At 38.5% G+C, this 19,001-nt stretch carries 17 protein-coding genes; 15 read left to right on the top strand and 2 right to left on the bottom strand.

The annotated features are described in order from the left end of the window. Positions 1-45: 45 nt before the first annotated feature. Both IGK72_RS09755 and IGK72_RS09750 read right to left on the bottom strand, forming a co-directional pair. Positions 46-756: a histidine phosphatase family protein gene (locus IGK72_RS09755; protein WP_002359733.1), complete on the bottom strand. Its 711-nt coding sequence runs from the start codon at positions 754-756 to the stop codon at positions 46-48. A 40-nt stretch (positions 757-796) separates the two neighbouring features. After that, positions 797-1,423 carry an MBL fold metallo-hydrolase gene (locus tag IGK72_RS09750; protein ID WP_002356716.1) on the bottom strand — a complete coding sequence of 209 codons (627 nt, stop codon included), beginning with the start codon at positions 1,421-1,423 and terminating at the stop codon, positions 797-799. 219 nt (positions 1,424-1,642) lie between these two features. Here IGK72_RS09750 and guaD point away from each other — a divergent pair, with 219 nt between their 5' ends. The 15 genes from guaD (at position 1,643) to IGK72_RS09675 (ending at position 19,001) form a co-directional block, all read left to right on the top strand. Further along, positions 1,643-3,028, top strand: coding sequence for a guanine deaminase (guaD, locus tag IGK72_RS09745; RefSeq protein WP_023894645.1), 1,386 nt, complete (start codon positions 1,643-1,645; stop codon positions 3,026-3,028). Positions 3,029-3,031: 3 nt separating this feature from the next. Continuing rightward, positions 3,032-4,363: a nucleobase:cation symporter-2 family protein gene (locus tag IGK72_RS09740; protein ID WP_002359736.1), complete on the top strand. Its 1,332-nt coding sequence runs from the start codon at positions 3,032-3,034 to the stop codon at positions 4,361-4,363. Positions 4,364-4,504: 141 nt separating this feature from the next. After that, positions 4,505-5,482 (top strand): GMP reductase, encoded by a 978-nt coding sequence (gene guaC, locus IGK72_RS09735; RefSeq protein WP_002356720.1) that lies wholly within the window; start codon positions 4,505-4,507, stop codon positions 5,480-5,482. A 161-nt stretch (positions 5,483-5,643) separates the two neighbouring features. Next, complete coding sequence (locus IGK72_RS09730; RefSeq protein WP_002397144.1) at positions 5,644-5,976, top strand: PadR family transcriptional regulator; 333 nt, start codon at positions 5,644-5,646, stop codon at positions 5,974-5,976. Beyond that, complete coding sequence (locus tag IGK72_RS09725) at positions 5,973-7,001, top strand: permease prefix domain 1-containing protein (protein ID WP_002397145.1); 1,029 nt, start codon at positions 5,973-5,975, stop codon at positions 6,999-7,001. The genes IGK72_RS09730 and IGK72_RS09725 overlap by 4 nt, the downstream gene beginning before the upstream one ends. Before the next feature lie 134 nt (positions 7,002-7,135). Beyond that, entirely contained in the window at positions 7,136-8,587 is a 1,452-nt protein-coding gene (locus IGK72_RS09720; RefSeq protein WP_023894643.1) for a PLP-dependent aminotransferase family protein, read from the top strand. 352 nt (positions 8,588-8,939) lie between these two features. Then, the gene (locus IGK72_RS09715; protein WP_000420682.1) at positions 8,940-9,254 is read left to right on the top strand and encodes a YdcP family protein; all 315 of its coding nucleotides are present in this window, start codon (positions 8,940-8,942) and stop codon (positions 9,252-9,254) included. A 15-nt stretch (positions 9,255-9,269) separates the two neighbouring features. Beyond that, positions 9,270-9,656, top strand: a complete 387-nt coding sequence (locus tag IGK72_RS09710; protein WP_000985015.1) for a YdcP family protein — start codon at positions 9,270-9,272, stop codon at positions 9,654-9,656. Between the two features lie 28 nt (positions 9,657-9,684). Then, the gene (locus tag IGK72_RS09705) at positions 9,685-11,070 is read left to right on the top strand and encodes an FtsK/SpoIIIE domain-containing protein (RefSeq protein ID WP_000813488.1); all 1,386 of its coding nucleotides are present in this window, start codon (positions 9,685-9,687) and stop codon (positions 11,068-11,070) included. Between the two features lie 177 nt (positions 11,071-11,247). Continuing rightward, on the top strand, positions 11,248-12,453 hold the full coding sequence (gene mobT, locus IGK72_RS09700) for a MobT family relaxase (RefSeq protein WP_000398284.1): 1,206 nt from the start codon (positions 11,248-11,250) through the stop codon (positions 12,451-12,453). A gap of 783 nt (positions 12,454-13,236) precedes the next feature. Beyond that, the gene (ltrA, locus tag IGK72_RS09695) at positions 13,237-15,147 is read left to right on the top strand and encodes a group II intron reverse transcriptase/maturase (RefSeq protein WP_002286940.1); all 1,911 of its coding nucleotides are present in this window, start codon (positions 13,237-13,239) and stop codon (positions 15,145-15,147) included. A 103-nt stretch (positions 15,148-15,250) separates the two neighbouring features. Then, complete coding sequence (locus IGK72_RS09690; protein ID WP_032509114.1) at positions 15,251-15,475, top strand: hypothetical protein; 225 nt, start codon at positions 15,251-15,253, stop codon at positions 15,473-15,475. Between the two features lie 116 nt (positions 15,476-15,591). Continuing rightward, positions 15,592-16,089, top strand: a complete 498-nt coding sequence (locus tag IGK72_RS09685) for an antirestriction protein ArdA (protein WP_000342539.1) — start codon at positions 15,592-15,594, stop codon at positions 16,087-16,089. 88 nt (positions 16,090-16,177) lie between these two features. Next, positions 16,178-16,570, top strand: a complete 393-nt coding sequence (locus IGK72_RS09680; protein ID WP_000723888.1) for a conjugal transfer protein — start codon at positions 16,178-16,180, stop codon at positions 16,568-16,570. Continuing rightward, positions 16,554-19,001 (top strand): ATP-binding protein, encoded by a 2,448-nt coding sequence (locus IGK72_RS09675; RefSeq protein WP_000331160.1) that lies wholly within the window; start codon positions 16,554-16,556, stop codon positions 18,999-19,001. The genes IGK72_RS09680 and IGK72_RS09675 overlap by 17 nt, the downstream gene beginning before the upstream one ends.

The raw sequence follows: 19,001 nt of genomic DNA, 5'->3' as shown, positions 1-19,001 counted from the left end.
AAAGAGAAGGGTATCTGTCATTTTGACAGATACCCTTCTCTTTTTTTACAATAAACGGCGCTTTTCAGCGATCTTTTTTCCCTTTTCAATATAAGAAATATCATTAATTCCTTGAATGGTAAATGTTCCTTTTTCGTAAGTTAAGGTCGTCACGCTACCATTCTCCAGCGCCATCTGCATAGGCAAACTTGCATCAATTAAGGAAAGTAAAAAGGAAATTGTTAGTCCATGGGAAACCACCATGACTTTGCCGCCACCATTTTTTTCTCGATGATGAGCGATATCTTCGAAACCAGACCAAACACGATCACGGATAACTTCATAAGGCTCCGCCCAGTCAGCCGTATCGGCTTCAATAATAGCATTTGCTAGCTCACGATAGGTAATCTTCGTGGTCATCATGTCCTCATAACTTTTAAAAGCTAAAATGCGTGGCACCACACCCCAAAGTTCACCATCATAGCCACCATCTAAAGAACCAAAACACCACTCACGAATCCGTTTATCGGTTAGGTAAGGAATCTTTTGGTGGTTTTGATGTTCTTGTAAAATAATCTGAGCGGTTTGCATGGCACGACCACTATCACTACTATAGGCTTCCTTAAAGTCTATGTCCCTAAGACCTAAGCCTAAATGATAAATGCCTTCTTCTCCTTGTTTGGTTAAGGGGGTATCTGACCAGCCTTGGGTACGGCCAATCGTATTAAACATCGTTTTTCCGTGACGAATAATATAAAGTGTCGTTGCTTCAGTCATTGCTACTCCTCCTAAGTTTCTTTAAATAGTGAATAAATCTCTAATTAAAAAATGGGTTTGTGGCTTTTTCATGTTGAATGGTTGTGGCATCACCATGGCCTGGATAAACAGGAAATTCTTCTGGTAAAGTGAATAGATAGGTCGTAATGCTGTGTAATAATTGTTGCATATCACCAGTGTGTAAATCGGTACGACCAATACTACCTTTAAACAATGCATCCCCAACAACAACAAAATCATCAAAGACAAAGCTGACGCTACCAATTGAATGACCAGGTGTTGGGACTACGGAAAATTTCATGCCGCCAATTTCATAATCGGTCAGTTTAAATTCATGTTCGGCGGGTTGAACAATAATATTTGCTATATCATCATGTCTGCCTAATCCTGAAAGATTCAAAATAGGATTGGAAAGCCACGCTTGTTCTAATGGACTAACATAAACAGGGATTTGATAATGATGGCGCAATTCTTCTACCGCACCAATATGATCATAGTGAGTATGTGTTAATAAAATAGCGGCTGGTTTCTTCCCTAAACGGGTAATTTCTTGAATTAGTTTTGCTCCTTCTGCACCTGGATCAATAATTAATAATGCTTCTTCATTATAAACAAGATAACAGTTTTCTTGAATAACACCTGTTCTAATTTGTTCGATCTGTATCATCTCAGGACCTCCTAAAGTTCTAACGATTCTCTTCAAGTATACCGAAGAATCTTAAGAATAGAAAGTTTTCTTGTTTATCCAAAGAAAAAATAAATCATTCTTAGAATGTTCGGTTTTTGCTTGTTTTAACACGTGTTTTTTTAAAAAAACTCACATTTTTATAGTTATTAAACGAAAGTTTATGTATAATCTTCATGTGATAGTAAGGAGGAGTATTAAATGTTTCATTTTGTAATAAAAGGAACAGGTTTTTCTAGTAAAAATTTGCAAGAGATTAAAGTTTATGAAGAGACACTTTTTTGTATAGATGAGGCCGGAGTAATACAGGAAATAATTGAACCAGATGCTGAAGCGTATGAAACTGTGCTAGCAGAACAAAAAGAGGCACAACGTTTTCAAGAATTGCCCCAAGATTCTTATCTTTTACCTGGCTTTGTTGATTTACATGTCCATGCACCTCAGTGGGCACAATCTGGGACCGCCTTGGATATTCCATTGTATGAATGGCTGAATACGTACACGTTTCCTTTGGAGTCCAAATTTGCAGATTTAACATTTGCCCAACAAGTTTATGATGAATTGGTAACCCAATTGTTGGCTAATGGGACAACAACAGCCCTTTATTTTGCAACCATTCATTATGAAGCCAGCCGTCGTTTGGCAGAGATTTGTGCGGAAAAAGGGCAGCGTGGCTTAATTGGTAAAGTTGTAATGGATGATCTTAATGAGAATCCTGAATACTATCGTGATCAAACAACGCAACAAGCATTAGAAGAAACGGAACGGTTTATTCAAGAAATTCAAACATTAGCGCAGCAAACAAAACAAGGCGTGTATCCCGTTGTAACTCCGCGTTTCATTCCTAGTTGTACAGAGGAAGCACTTAAAGGATTAGGAGAATTAGCAGCGAAATATCAAGTCCATGTTCAAAGTCATTGTAGTGAGAGTGATTGGGAACATCAATTTGTTCAAGAACGTTTTGGAAAAAATGATGCTCAAGCATTGAATGATTTTGGTTTATTGACAGAAAAAGCAGTGATGGCACATGCAGGCTTTTTAGAAGAAACAGATATGAATTTATTCCATGAAACAGGGACGGCTGTGGCGCACTGCCCAATCTCTAATGCTTATTTTGGCAATGCGGTAACACCGATTGCAAAATTAGTACATCAACATCAAGTAGAAGTTGGTTTAGGTAGTGATCTTTCAGGTGGTTTTTCACCAAGTCTTTTTGACAATTTAAAGCAAGCGGTTATTTCTTCTAGAATGTTAGAAGATGGCGTCGATGCTACAAAAAAAACAGAAATACGAGGTGTTAAAACAGCACGGATTACCGTAAATGAAGCGTTTTATTTAGCTACTGCTGGTGGTGGTCAAGCGCTAAGTTTGCCAATTGGAAAATTAGAAAAAGGGTATGCTTGGGATGTTCAAATTATTAATACAAGCTTGTCACAAGCACGAATCCCTAAAAATCCAGGGGAATCATTGCTTGATATTTTCCAAAAAATCTTATATTTAGCACGACCAGAAAATATTCGAGAAGTCTGGGTACAAGGTGAAAAAGTACATGATAAAAATTTAATGTCAGCAACTAAAGGAGTATAAAAAATGAGTGAAAAGAAACAAAATAATCTTCATTTAACAGTGGGGCCAGAAGATTCAGTATCTTTTGGGCAGGCCACTATGTTAGGGATTCAGCATGTCTTAGCAATGGACGTGTACGTCGTACCTGTGATCATTGCTTCAATTATTGGGATTAGCACAGCACAAACGTCTTCTTTAATCCAAGCAACATTCATAGCAGCAGGACTTGCCACGATTATTCAATCTCATTTTTGTATGAGATTACCAGTTGCGCAAGGCCCTTCATTTATTCCAATCGGGGCAATTGCAGGAATTTATTTTGCCAATAACCAACAAGGAAATGGCTGGGGCGCAGTTTTAGGTGCTAGTTTAGTGGGGGCAATTGTTGTTATTATATTAGGATTTACTGGTATCTTTAATCGTTTAATCACTAAATTTGTTCCACCAATTGTGGGAGGAACAATTATTTTTGTGGTGGGGCTTTCGTTAATGCCAGTCGCTTTATCGGATAATATTTACCACGCAAAAGGGGAATTAGGACAAAATATTTTATTAGCATTTATAGCAGCGGGTACGTTGATCTTCTTTGCGCTCTTAGGTTCTGCTTTGAAAAAAGGGCGGATTTTCCGCGTTTCTTCTGTCATTTTGGCATTATTATTTGGGAGCATCGCGGCACAATTATTAGGGGTACTTGATTTATCAGCCGTTAGTGAAGCGGCTTGGTTTAGTTTGCCTCAGTTACCATTAGTTAACTTTTCTTTCCAATTTGATTGGTCAGCTATTGCCACGATGTTAGTTATTTATCTGGTTTTAATGGCGGAAACAACAGGCACTTGGTTTGCTGTGAGTCATGTTGTCGCTGAACCTTTGACCGAAGAAAAAATTAATCGCGGCGTAATTGGTGAAGGCTTAGGTTGCTTAGTTTCTTCATTCATTGGCGGCACGCCAGTAACTAGTTACTCTACAAATGCTGGGATTATTTCAATCACTGGAGTTGCTAGTCGCAAGGTTTTTGTGGCTGCAGGTGCGTGGTTTGTCTTATTTGGCTTATCTGGAAAACTTTCCACCTTGATTTCGGCCATTCCGGCACCAGTTATCGGCGGTGTTTTTGTGGTTGTTTGTGGCATCATTTCTGTAAGTGGAATGAAAGTCATGAGTGATGTAACAATTCATGAAAAAGAGATGTATGTAATTGCCGTTCCGATTATTATGACGTTAGCGTTGACATTGTTACCAAAAGAGTTTTTGGAAACTCTACCACAATTTTTACAATATTTATTTAGTTCACCCGTGGCAACTGCCTCAATTGTTGCTATTTTATTGCAGGCCATTTTACCAAACGTTCAAGAAGGATAAAAAGATTAATTTTCGTTAAAACGCCTTTGACAAGTGGCGGTAAATAGTGTAAATTAACAATGGTGTTTGTAAACACGAACGTTAAATGACCGAATGTTCGGTTTTTACGTTATTTTTGTAAATAACTAGGAGGCAGTAAGTATGAAAGTTTTTGATTATGAAGATGTCCAATTAATTCCCAATAAATGTATCGTGAATAGTCGTTCTGAATGTGATACTACAGTAACTTTAGGAAAACATTCGTTTAAAATGCCTGTCGTTCCAGCGAACATGCAAACAATTATTGATGAAACGATTGCGGAAACCCTTGCTGAAAATGGTTATTTTTATATCATGCATCGGTTTGATGAAGAGGCGCGAGTGCCATTTATTAAAAAAATGCAACAAAAGGGCTTAATCACGTCAATTAGTGTGGGTGTGAAAGAAGGGGAATACGCTTTTGTTGAAACGTTAGCCCGAGAAGGTTTAGTTCCTGACTATGTGACAATTGATATCGCCCATGGTCATTCAAATGCGGTGATTAATATGATTCAACACTTGAAAAAATCTTTACCAGAAACGTTCGTTATTGCGGGCAATGTTGGAACACCAGAAGCCGTTCGCGAATTAGAAAACGCTGGAGCCGATGCCACCAAAGTGGGGATTGGACCAGGAAAAGTTTGTATTACTAAGATTAAGACTGGCTTTGGGACAGGTGGCTGGCAGTTAGCGGCTTTACGTTGGTGTGCCAAAGCTGCTCGGAAACCAATTATTGCAGATGGTGGAATTCGGACCCATGGAGACATTGCAAAATCTGTGCGTTTTGGGGCAACTATGGTCATGATTGGTTCATTATTTGCTGGACATGAAGAATCACCAGGTGAAACAAAAGTGGAAGATGGCGTTGTTTACAAAGAATACTTTGGTAGCGCCTCTGAATTCCAAAAAGGCGAAAAGAAAAACGTTGAAGGCAAAAAAATCTGGTTACGCCATAAAGGGAAGTTGGCAGATACTTTAGTCGAAATGCAACAAGATTTACAATCTTCCATTTCATACGCGGGAGGTCGTGATTTAGAAGCGATTCGTAAAGTTGATTATGTGATTGTAAAAAATTCTATTTTTAATGGTGATACCATTTAACATTCAACTATAGACTGAAAAGAAGACAGCACGTAGTGCAGAAATTAAAATGATTTCTGCATTACGTGCTTTTTTTACTTTACCTATCGTAGTAATCGTGTTAAGATAATTACAACGACAGACGTAGTACGATAGTTGAAGTACTTGAGGGAGGAATTTATGTGATTGGTAGTGATGCAATTCGAGGATACAACGATACCTTTATTCTCTCAATCTTACAATCCGGCGCTTCATATGGTTATGCGATTTCTAAACGCATTCGTGAAATTTCTAAAGAACAATATTCGATTAAAGAAACGACACTTTATTCTGCTTTTACACGTTTAGAGAAAAATGGCTACATTGAATCATTTCCAGGAGAAATAACGCATGGCAAAAAGCGGACCTATTATCAAATAACCCATGCAGGAGAGTGTTATTTAGAGGAAAAGTTACTAGAATGGGAAGTAACAAAAGACGTCGTCGAAGCATTTGTAAAGGAGATGGGAAAATGAAAATTATAGAAGAATTTATTGATAGCTTATTTTCAGGCGTTGTTGAAACACCTGAAACAAAACAATTAAAGGCGGACTTATTAGCAAATGCTGAGGATCGTTATGAAGATTTGCTCAGCCAAGGAAAATCGGAAAATGAAGCAATTGGTACAATTATTTCTGAATTTGGTACTATTGATGAATTAATGGAAGAATTGAATTTAGAAAATAAACAAGTGGATGAAACAAACGATTCAATGAACGGTTTGCCAGAAATTTCAGTGGAGGAAGGACTTGACTATTTAGCTGTCCAACGTAAAGGTGCTATTCAAATTGGTCTTGGTGTTGTTGCAATCATGGTGGGTGTTGGCTTGCTGGTTGGTATGCGTGGTGTTCTTTCTAACGGTCTTGGTTTAGTTTGTCTTTTCATAGGTGTGGCAATCGGCGTTCCATTATTTATTGTTGCTGGTAATCGGTTTGTTGCAATGGACAAACAGCTGGGGCAACGATTGATTCCGATTAAGTTAAAAAAAGAAGTTGCACAAAGAGAACAAAGTTTTCAACGATCATTTATTTTTTGTATGGCAGCGGGCGTAGTTTTTTGTATTTTGGGTTTAATCCCAGTTGTTGTCTTTAGTAGTGGCCTTCATCTGATGATGCGCCGTTCCATGCATCAAATGATGGGCGGACAATATTATAATGGAACGATGGGGATTAGTTGGCTCTTCTTTTTAGTATCGGTTGGCGTCTTCTTGTTTATATTTGGTGGAGTAATTAAAGGAAGTTTTAATAAATTGTTAAATGAAACTTATTTTTATTCAGAACATGTTGGTCATCCTGATTTTGCCCCTCAACAAACAAAAACAGAGGAAGGACCTGTGGGAAATCCTGTCGGTGCAATTATTGCATCCGTTTATTGGCCCTTAGTTGTTGCACTCTATCTATTTATTAGTTTTGTTTTAGGGGATTGGCGGTTTAGTTGGTTAATCTTTATGTTCGCAGGAATCTTTTATAACACCATCCAAGCATTTTTACACAAACATTGAGACAAACCTGTTAATAGTAAAACAGAAAAGTGGGACATTCGTCAAAACGGCTGTCTCACTTTTCTTGTATTTTCGATTGACAAAAGCATTAAACTGGATTACTTTTAACTCATCCAATTGTTGAGGTGATTGCTATGTGGCAACTTAAAAAAGAACAAAATGTTCCCATTTATCGCAGTATTATGGAAATGATTGTTCAAAAGATTCAAACAGGCGAATTATTACCAGGCGAAAAAATCCCTTCGGAACGTAAACTGGCAGAGTACTTGTCTGTCAATCGTTCAACCGTTGTTCATGCATTAGACGAACTGGTGGACTTGGGTTGGATTGTGCGAAAAAGAGGGAGCGGAACGATTGTCAACGAAGGGAAATGGGGGGTAATGATGACGCCACGAACGGATTGGCATCGTTATTTAGAACAAAATGTGTTCAAACAAGTTCATCCCTTGGTGGCAGAGATTGAGTTACGAGCTAAACAAAATTTGCCGACTGACTTAGATATGTATACAGGTGAGTTGCCGTTAGACTTAATTCCCAGTTTCGATTTTCCAGCATTAAATTGGAAACAATTTTTAAAAGAGGAAGCACAAGATGAATTAGGTTATTTGCCGTTAAGAAAAGAAATCCAAGCCATTACAGCAACGGAATATCAGCTTCATTTACCAAGTGAAAGTTTATTGCTTACTTCAGGTGCGCAACAAGCACTTTTTTTAGTTTTACAAGTTTTATTGAGACAAGGAGATAGTGTTGCCGTAGAAGATCCATCTTTCTTCTATGCCTTACCAATTTTCCAAGCTGCTGGTGTGCGCTTATTTGGTGTGCCCATGACAGAGGAAGGGATTGATCTTGAAGCGCTAGAACAAACAATCCGACAACATCGCATCAAAATGGTTATGGTTAATCCTTCCTTTCAAAATCCGACTGGGACAGTGATGCCTTTAAGAAAAAGAGAACAGCTCGTGAAAGTCTGTCAAACGTATCAAGTTCCTATTTTAGAAGATGATGTTTTTGGGCAGCTAAGTTTTATCTCAAAAACAGAAATTCCTCCTTTAAAAAAATTAGATCCAGACAATGTCCTGTATATCGGTTCGTTGTCAAAAATTTTAGGTTCGACCACGAAAATTGGTTGGTTAAGTGCGCCCGCCTCCGTGACGAAACAAATTGCAGAAGCCAGAAAAATGATGGATGTTTCGTTGAGTATTTTTCCGCAGATGCTCGCTAAAATGGCGATTGAAGATCCTTCTTTTTCTGAAAAAATTACGTTATTAAATAAACAAGTAGAACAACGAGCAACAGCTGTATATCAAGTATTTAAATCGTTGTCAGAATGGGAAGTTTCGCCAGTAAAAGGCGGCTTTTATTTATGGGCACATTGGTGTCAAGGGGCACTTAAGCCAGAAGATTGGCAAGTGTTTTTACGAGAAGGTGTTTTGGTAGCACCAAGTGTAGCTTTTAGTGAAAAACGTGGAAGTATTCGCTTGAACTGTTCCCGAATTTCACCAGAAGAAATTCCTCTTTTTTGTGAGCGAATGGTACGGATTACACGACAGCTTTCTGAAAATAGACAAACAAAAATAGAACACTAAGTAAGATTTTTCTTATAAAAATAGCATAAAAATCTAGTTATCCGCATAAAAACTGGACTTATCACACTTTATCAAGGTCAAAACCACTCAATTTACTACTAATTTACTACTTATGAATGAGCTTTGATACGACGATTTATCCTTGAAAAGTGAAGATATAAAGATACTTCCAATAAAATTTGAATATTTAATAGGTAGACACTTCAAAAAATGAGGTGTCTATTTTTTTACCCGATTTTGAAAGGAAGTGAACTTATGAAAACAAAAAATCAAGAATCAAAAGGTCGTTCCCCACTCTTTAAGACCATCAAACATTCATTCAGCCAATAAAAAAGAAAGGATAGGTAAAAATATGGAACTTAAATTTGTGATTCCCAACATGGAAAAAACATTCGGCAATTTAGAATTTGCTGGCGAGGATAAAGTCGTTCAGCGAAGAATCAACGGACGGCTAACTGTCTTATCAAGAAGCTATAATCTCTATTCTGATGTTCAAAGAGCAGATGATATTGTGGTGGTGCTTCCTGCTGAAGCTGGCGAAAAACATTTCGGCTTTGAGGAACGTGTGAAGTTAGTCAATCCACGTATTACCGCAGAGGGCTACAAAATCGGCACTCGTGGTTTTACAAATTACCTTTTACATGCTGACGACATGATAAAAGAATAAAGAAAGAGAGGAAAAATGATGAGATTAGCAAATGGCATTGTATTAGATAAAGACACGACTTTTGGAGAATTGAAATTCTCTGCTCTACGTCGTGAAGTGAGAATCCAAAATGAAGACGGGTCGGTTTCAGATGAAATCAAGGAACGTACCTATGACTTAAAATCCAAAGGACAAGGACGCATGATTCAAGTAAGTATTCCTGCCAGCGTGCCTTTGAAAGAGTTTGATTATAACGCACGGGTGGAACTTATCAATCCCATTGCGGACACCGTTGCTACTGCCACCTATCAAGGAGCAGATGTTGACTGGTATATCAAGGCAGACGATATTGTGCTGACAAAGGATTCTAGTTCATTCAAAGCTCAACCACAAGCAAAGAAAGAACCGACACAAGACAAATAGTCGCTAGGTAGAAAGGAGACTTTTTCGCATGAAACAGCGTGGTAAAAGGATTCGCCCATCTGGTAAAGATTTAGTCTTTCATTTTACGATAGCGTCACTCCTGCCTGTTTTCCTGCTGGTTGTCGGACTGTTTCATGTGAAGACAATCCAGCAGATCAACTGGCAGGATTTTAACCTATCACAAGCAGATAAGATTGACATTCCCTATTTAATTATCAGTTTCAGTGTCGCAATTCTTATCTGCTTGCTGGTAGCGTTTGTATTCAAACGGGTTCGCTATGATACGGTTAAACAACTTTACCACCGTCAAAAACTGGCAAAGATGATACTTGAAAACAAGTGGTATGAATCTGAACAGGTCAAAACAGAGGGTTTCTTTAAAGATAGTGCTGGTCGTACAAAGGAAAAGATAACCTACTTCCCTAAAATGTATTATCGACTTAAAAATGGCTTGATACAGATACGGGTGGAAATCACGCTGGGAAAATATCAAGACCAACTCTTACACTTGGAAAAGAAATTAGAGAGTGGCTTGTACTGTGAGCTGACGGATAAAGAGTTAAAGGATTCCTATGTGGAATATACTTTGCTCTATGACACCATAGCCAGTCGTATTTCTATTGATGAAGTAGAAGCTAAAGATGGTAAACTTCGCTTAATGAAAAACGTATGGTGGGAATATGATAAGCTCCCTCATATGTTGATTGCTGGTGGTACAGGTGGCGGTAAAACTTACTTTATACTGACACTGATTGAAGCCTTGCTTCATACAGATTCAAAACTGTATATTCTTGACCCGAAAAATGCTGATCTTGCGGACTTAGGTTCTGTGATGGCAAATGTCTACTATAGAAAAGAAGACTTGCTTTCTTGCATTGAAACATTCTATGAAGAAATGATGAAACGTAGTGAGGAAATGAAGCAGATGAAGAACTATAAGACTGGCAAAAATTATGCTTACTTAGGTCTCCCGGCACACTTCTTAATCTTTGATGAATACGTCGCTTTCATGGAAATGCTGGGAACAAAAGAAAACACCGCAGTTATGAATAAGCTGAAACAGATTGTCATGTTAGGTCGTCAAGCTGGCTTCTTTCTAATACTGGCTTGTCAACGTCCAGACGCAAAATATTTAGGCGACGGAATCCGTGATCAGTTTAATTTCAGAGTGGCTTTAGGTCGTATGTCTGAAATGGGCTATGGCATGATGTTTGGCAGTGACGTACAAAAGGATTTCTTCTTAAAGCGAATCAAAGGTCGTGGCTATGTTGATGTAGGAACAAGTGTCATATCAGAGTTTTATACTCCCCTTGTACCAAAAGGATATGATTTCTTGGAGGAAATTAAAAAGTTATCCAACAGCAGACAGTCCACGCAGGCGACGTGCGAAGCGGAAGTCGCAGGTGTGGACTGATCTTGCTGGCTGGTGTGGCAATAGCCACGCCAGCACTTACCCCCCCGTATCTAACAGGGGGGTACAAATCGACAGGAAACAGTCAAAAAAACATTAGAAAATCCTTTGGTTACAAGGGATTTACAAAATTTCAGCGTATGTCAAATGGGCTTTAAAAGTTGACATACGCCTTTTTGATTGGAGGGATTTTTACTGAATGAACAAACTTGGTTACAGCATTTAAAAGAAAAACGCTTGGCTTATGGACTATCTCAAAACCGTTTAGCTGTTGCGACTGGTATTACAAGGCAGTATCTAAGCGATATTGAAACAGGAAAAGTCAAGCCATCAGAGGATTTACAGCAGTCCCTTTGGGAAGCTCTGGAACGCTTCAATCCCGACGCTCCCCTTGAAATGCTGTTTGATTATGTAAGAATTCGCTTTCCGACAACAGACGTACAGCAGGTGGTCGAAAACATCTTACAACTGAAACTGTCCTATTTTCTTCATGAGGACTATGGTTTCTATTCTTATTCAGAGCATTATGCTTTAGGCGACATATTCGTCCTTTGCTCCCATGAACTGGACAAAGGAGTTCTGGTGGAATTGAAAGGTCGTGGGTGCAGACAATTTGAAAGCTATCTTCTGGCACAACAAAGAAGCTGGTATGAGTTCTTTATGGACGTTTTGGTGGCTGGCGGTGTGATGAAACGCCTTGACCTTGCCATTAACGATAAGACAGGGATTTTAAATATCCCTGTACTCACTGAAAAGTGCCAACAGGAAGAATGTATCTCCGTCTTCCGCAGTTTTAAAAGCTATCGCAGTGGCGAACTGGTACGCAAAGAGGAAAAGGAATGTATGGGAAACACCCTCTATATCGGTTCATTACAAAGTGAAGTTTATTTCTGTATCTATGAAAAGGACTACGAGCAGTACAAGAAAAATGATATTCCCATTGAAGACGCAGAAGTAAAAAACCGTTTTGAGATTCGATTGAAAAATGAGCGTGCCTATTATGCAGTCCGTGATTTACTCGTCTATGACAATCCAGAGCATACCGCCTTTAAAATTATCAATCGGTATATCCGTTTTGTAGATAAAGACGATTCCAAACCTCGTTCTGATTGGAAACTGAATGAAGAATGGGCTTGGTTTATTGGGAACAATCGTGAACGATTAAAACTAACCACAAAACCAGAGCCTTACTCCTTCCAAAGGACGCTGAACTGGCTATCTCATCAAGTTGCCCCGACCTTAAAGGTTGCGATTAAACTTGATGAAATCAACCAGACGCAGGTTGTAAAAGACATTCTCGACCATGCGAAACTGACAGACCGACACAAGCAGATTTTGAAGCAACAGTCAGTAAAAGAACAGGACGTGATAACAACAAAAAAATAACTCAAATACAAATTCATTGAATATAGAGAGGAGAACATTTTTATGAATTTTGGACAAAACCTTTGTGCGACTCGTTCCTTAGTGAAAAGCTAAGGCACTAATAAAAGAACGAAAAAGTTTGGTTATTAGGAGAACTGATAATCTGACAGGTGGAATGATGAAGTAACGCTCTGAAACGCCTGCCCTGAGCCTCCGACAAGCATTGTATGAGGAAACTCAGAATGTTTGAAGCTCGGTAAAGACGGCTGAAAGATACCGTAATAGTTGATGAACATATATCTTCTATCGAAAACTATCCAGAGGTGGGTAGCGTATCCAACAGGTCGGGGGTCTATAAAATATCTATGGTTAGAATGTTCTATAAGGAACTGACGAAACAGCGAATGTACGGGTCTAAATTTGAACTTTGTAGAAATGCAAAGGTACGAGAAATCGTAGCTGGTGTGGCAAAGTAAGAATATAGGTTATGAAATGCCATATAACGTTACAGGCGGTATCAAGCCAGCAGGCTTATAGCTAGTGACCTAAGGATATATATGTATAGATAAGATTATCGGAACGAGGAAAGGTATTGGGTTCTCATCAAGAGAATAAACTGACGAAGAACAATAAGCAGTTGAACTAATGCTGAAAAGCAGAGGGCGAACCTAAGAAATTCTTGTAATGAGAATGGAGGAATGCCCTCAAGTCGTGTATATATTAGAAAAGTATTATGTTGTTTCAATAAGGATTACGAGTAAGATAAAAAAGCTCACTCAATTTCAAGTAAAGGAGTGAAGCCTTATGCCTAAAAATAAAAATGAAACATTGTGTGTAGAAGATTTAAGACACGCTGAATATTACGAAATGCAAAACACCTTTGATGATTTATATGCCAAAAGTAAGAATGGAGATATTTTCACTCATCTTATGGATATTATCCTATCGAGAGAAAATATATTACTGGCATATCGAAATATCAAAGCAAATGCAGGCAGTAAAACAGCAGGAACAGACGGTACAATAATTAAAGATATTGGCAAATTGCCAGCAGAAACAGTTGTCAAAAAAGTAAGATACATTGTTGCAGGCAGTCCACATGGGTATCGACCTAAGCCAGTGAGGCGAAAAGAAATACCAAAACCAAATGGTAAAACCAGACCTCTAGGTATTCCTTGTATGTGGGACAGGCTTATACAACAATGTATAAAACAAGTATTAGAACCAATCTGCGAAGCTAAATTTAGTGAAAACAGCTATGGTTTTAGACCTAATAGGTCAGTTGAAAATGCAATAAAAGCAACCTATAACCGCCTACAAATCAGCCAGCTACATTATGTGATTGAATTTGATATTAAGGGTTTCTTTGACAACGTGAACCATTCCAAGCTGATAAAACAGATATGGGCTATGGGAATACGGGACAAGCACTTGATATTCATTTTAAAAAGGATATTAAAAGCTCCAATCAAAATGACTAACGGTACAATAACATATCCAGAGAAAGGAACTCCGCAAGGGGGAATAATATCCCCACTACTAGCAAACATTGTTCTTAATGAGTTAGACCATTGGGTAGAAAGCCAATGGCAGGAAAATCCTGTTACAAAAAACTATGTGGTTCATATCAATAAAAGCGGTAGCCCATGTAAAAGCAACGCTTACAAAGAAATGAAGAAAACAAAGTTAAAGGAAATGTATATGGTTCGTTATGCAGATGATTTTAGAGTTTTCTGCCGCTACAAGGAAAGTGCTGAAAAAGCCAAAATAGCAATCACTCAATGGATTGAACAACGATTAAAATTGGAAGTATCACAAGAAAAAACAAGAATTGTAAATGTTAGAAAAAGATACTCCGACTTTCTTGGTTTCAAGATTAAAATGATACCGAGAAGAAAGAAGTTAGTTGTTAAATCACATATAAGTGATAAACAATTCAAAAACCAAAAAGACAAGCTGGTATCACAGGCAAAGAAAATTGCTTCTCCCTCAAAAGGGAAAACGGAATTAGAAGAAACAAGACTTTATAATTCAATGGTATTAGGTATGCAAAATTATTATCAGATTGCAACGAATGTAAATCTGGATTGTATGAAACTGAATAGAGCTGTAATGGCTATCTTCACTAACAGATTAGGTACAAACAAAAGGGGCAGATTGAGAAAAACAGGCAGACAACTTACGACAAAGGAGGCAACAAGATATGGTAAATCTAAAATGCTTCGGTATGTTGCTGGCGAGGGCGAACCTATTTTCCCTGTTGGATATATCCAACACAGAAAACCAATGGCAAAGGTGTATTTAGCGAATTGCTACACTCTAGAGGGAAGAAAATTTATCCACACCAATCTAAGTGTTGATAAATTACTGATGTACCAGTTAATGAAATTATCTTTGGAAAATCGCACAATAGAATACGCAGACAATCGAATTTCGCTATTTTCTGCTCAACATGGAAAATGTGCTATAACTCTGGAAGAATTTCAACAAGCTAATGAAATACATTGTCATCATATTGTACCAACTGGAGCTGGTGGAAATGACGATTATAAAAATCTTATTTTGGTAAAAGAGGCGGTACACCGTCTAATACACGCTAAAACAGAAGAAACAATACAAAAATATATAGCTCTATTGAAGCTAAATAAAGTCCAGCTCATAAGACTAAATAAATATAGAGTATTAGCTGGCAATCAAGAATTAAACTTGATATAGGTCTACTACATAAATACTTTTCAATATAAACACGATGGAACGCGGAGTGCGGTGAAAGTCGCACGCTCCGTGTGAATGGGGGGAAAAGTTTGAGATATTTATAATATCAGGAACTTACCTATCCATATATAACTGGTTTCTATCAAACGCTCAATCACTGGTGCTTTTAGCAATCGTTGTGATTGGCTTGTATCTTGGCTTCAAGCGTGAGTTTAGCAAACTGATTGGCTTTTTAATTATTGCGATTATTGCGGTTGGCTTAGTCTTCAACGCTGCTGGAGTAAAAGACATTTTACTAGAGCTATTCAATCGCATTATTGGTGCTTAAATAAAACCGTTCTTTTGTGGAATATAAGTGGTTTTCTTATGTTCCGCAAAGGAATGGTACACCAAACGAAGTGCGGTAGGGATTTTTGAATCTCTACAAAGAAAGGACGTGAATATATGGACGATATGCAAGTCTATATTGCGAATTTAGGCAAATACAATGAGGGCGAATTGGTCGGTGCGTGGTTTACCTTTCCCATTGACTTTGAGGAAGTCAAAGAGAAAATCGGCTTGAATGATGAATATGAGGAATACGCCATTCATGACTACGAGTTACCCTTTACGGTTGACGAATACACTTCCATTGGCGAACTCAATCGACTATGGGAAATGGTATCGGAATTACCCGAAGAATTACAATCGGAGCTATCTGCTCTGCTCACTCATTTTTCAAGCATTGAAGAACTAAGCGAACATCAAGAGGATATTATCATTCATTCCGATTGTGATGATATGTATGACGTGGCACGCTACTACATTGAAGAAACGGGTGCTTTAGGCGAAGTACCAGCTAGTCTTCAAAACTATATTGATTATCAAGCCTATGGTCGGGATTTAGACCTTTCAGGAACGTTTATCTCAACCAATCATGGGATTTTTGAAATCGTCTATTAAATCTGTCGGTACATTACTACTGGCAGATTTTCTATTTTACGGGGTGGCTCAATCAGCTACCCCTATTTTTTATGAAAGGATTGATTACATGAAGAAAATACGAAGCTATACCAGTATCTGGTCTGTGGAAAAGGTACTGTATTCTATCAATGATTTTAGACTTCCGTTTCCCATAACCTTTACGCAAATGACATGGTTTGTCGTGTCACTCTTTGCAGTGATGATACTTGGCAACTTGCCCCCTCTTTCCATGATAGAGGGAGCATTTCTCAAATACTTTGGGATTCCTGTGGCTTTCACATGGTTTATGTCTACAAAAACTTTTGATGGTAAAAAGCCTTATGGATTTTTGAAGTCTGTCATTGCTTATGCACTGCGACCAAAGCTGACCTATGCAGGAAAAAAAGTAACGCTTGGCAGAAACCAGCCACAAGAAGCCATTACAGCAGTTAGGAGTGAATTTTATGGCATATCCAATTAAATACATTGAAAACAATCTCGTCTGGAATAAAGACGGGGAATGTTATGCTTACTATGAGCTTGTTCCTTACAATTACTCATTTCTAAGTCCAGAACAGAAAATACAAGTGCATGATTCTTTCAGACAGCTTATCGCACAAAATCGTGATGGCAAAATTCATGCTTTACAAATCAGTACAGAATCCAGCATACGTTCTGCACAAGAGCGTTCCAAAAATGAAGTCACTGGCAAGCTCAAAGCGGTTGCCTATGACAAAATCGACCAACAGACAGACGCTTTAATATCCATGATTGGCGAAAATCAAGTGAACTACCGTTTCTTTATCGGCTTTAAGTTGCTTCTCAACGATCAGGAGTTTTCTATGAAAAGTCTTACCGTTGAAGCAAAAAATGCTTTGTCTGATTTTGTCTATGATGTGAACCATAAGCTGATGGGCGATTTTGTTAGTATGAGTAATGATGAAATCCTGCGTTTTCAGAAGATGGAAAAGCTCTTAGAAAATAAAATCTCTCGTCGTTTCAAAATCCGCAGGTTAGATAAGGACGACTTCGGCTATCTGATTGAACACCTTTACGGACAGACAGGCACTGCCTATGAAGAGTATGAGTACCATCTATCAAAGAAAAAGCTGGATAATGAAACGCTGATTAAATACTATGACTTGATTAAGCCTACTCGCTGTTTGGTGGAAGAAAAACAGCGATATTTGAAAATCCAGCAGGAAGATGAAACCGTCTATGTAGCTTACTTTACCATTAACAGCATTGTCGGAGAACTGGACTTCCCGTCCTCTGAAATCTTCTACTACCAGCAACAGCAATTTACATTCCCGATTGATACGTCAATGAATGTGGAAATTGTAGCGAATCGTAAAGCCCTATCTACTGTCCGCAATAAAAAGAAAGAACTGAAAGACTTGGATAACCACGCTTGGCAAAGTGATAATGAAACCAGCTCCAATGTGGCGGAAGCTCTGGAAAGTGTGAATGAGCTGGAAACCAATTTAGACCAAAGCAAGGAATCTATGTACAAGCTGTCTTATGTGGTAAGGGTATCAGCAAATGATCTTGACGAACTCAAACGTCGTTGTAATGAAGTGAAAGATTTTTATGACGATTTAAGCGTAAAACTGGTACGACCATTTGGGGATATGCTCGGCTTACATGAAGAATTTTTACCTGCCAGCAAGCGTTATATGAATGATTATATTCAATACGTGACCTCTGATTTCCTCGCTGGTTTAGGTTTTGGTGCTACTCAAATGCTGGGGGAAAATGAGGGGATTTATGTTGGCTACAGCTTAGATACTGGACGCAATGTCTATCTGAAACCTGCTCTTGCCAGTCAAGGGGTTAAGGGTTCAGTAACCAATGCGTTAGCGTCGGCTTTTGTTGGTTCGCTGGGTGGTGGTAAATCCTTTGCGAATAACCTTATCGTCTATTATGCGGTGCTTTATGGGGCACAAGCAGTGATTGTAGACCCAAAAGCAGAACGTGGCAGATGGAAAGAAACCTTGCCAGAGATTTCCCATGAAATCAATATCGTCACTCTGACTTCTGATGAGAAAAACAAAGGCTTACTTGACCCTTATGTGATTATGAAAAATCCCAAAGATTCTGAATCACTGGCTATTGATATTCTGACATTCCTTACGGGGATTTCCTCTCGTGATGGGGAACGCTTCCCAATCCTTAGAAAAGCCATTCGTGCAGTAACCAATAGTGAAGTACGAGGGTTGATGAAAGTGATTGAGGAATTACGGGTTGAGAATACGCCACTAAGTACCAGTATAGCCGACCATATCGAAAGTTTTACAGACTATGACTTTGCACATTTATTATTCAGTAATGGTTATGTGGAGCAGTCTATCAGCTTAGAAAAACAACTGAACATTATACAGGTTGCGGACTTGGTACTTCCCGACAAGGAAACTTCCTTTGAGGAATATACCACTATGGAGCTTTTATCCGTTGCTATGCTGATTGTCATTAGTACCTTTGCTTTAGACTTTATCCATACAGACCGAAGCATTTTCAAGATTGTAGATTTAGACGAAGCATGGAGCTTTTTACAGGTAGCACAAGGAAAAACACTATCTATGAAGCTGGTTCGGGCTGGTCGTGCTATGAACGCTGGGGTATATTTCGTGACCCAAAATACAGACGACCTCTTAGATGAAAAACTGAAAAATAACCTCGGCTTAAAATTTGCATTTCGTTCCACTGACCTTAACGAGATTAAAAAGACCTTAGCCTTTTTTGGTGTAGACCCAGAGGACGAAAACAATCAGAAGCGATTGCGTGATTTGGAAAACGGGCAATGCCTTATCAGTGATTTATATGGTCGTGTCGGTGTGATACAGTTCCACCCTGTATTTGAAGAACTGCTCCATGCCTTTGATACCAGACCACCTGTGCGAAAAGAGGTGTAA

Origin of the sequence: Enterococcus sp. DIV0183, from assembly GCF_050541505.1 — a bacterium.
Taxonomy (GTDB): Bacteria; Bacillota; Bacilli; order Lactobacillales; family Enterococcaceae; genus Enterococcus; species Enterococcus faecalis.
Note: the sequence above shows the minus strand (reverse complement) of the source record. Positions and strands in the feature narration are given on the sequence as shown.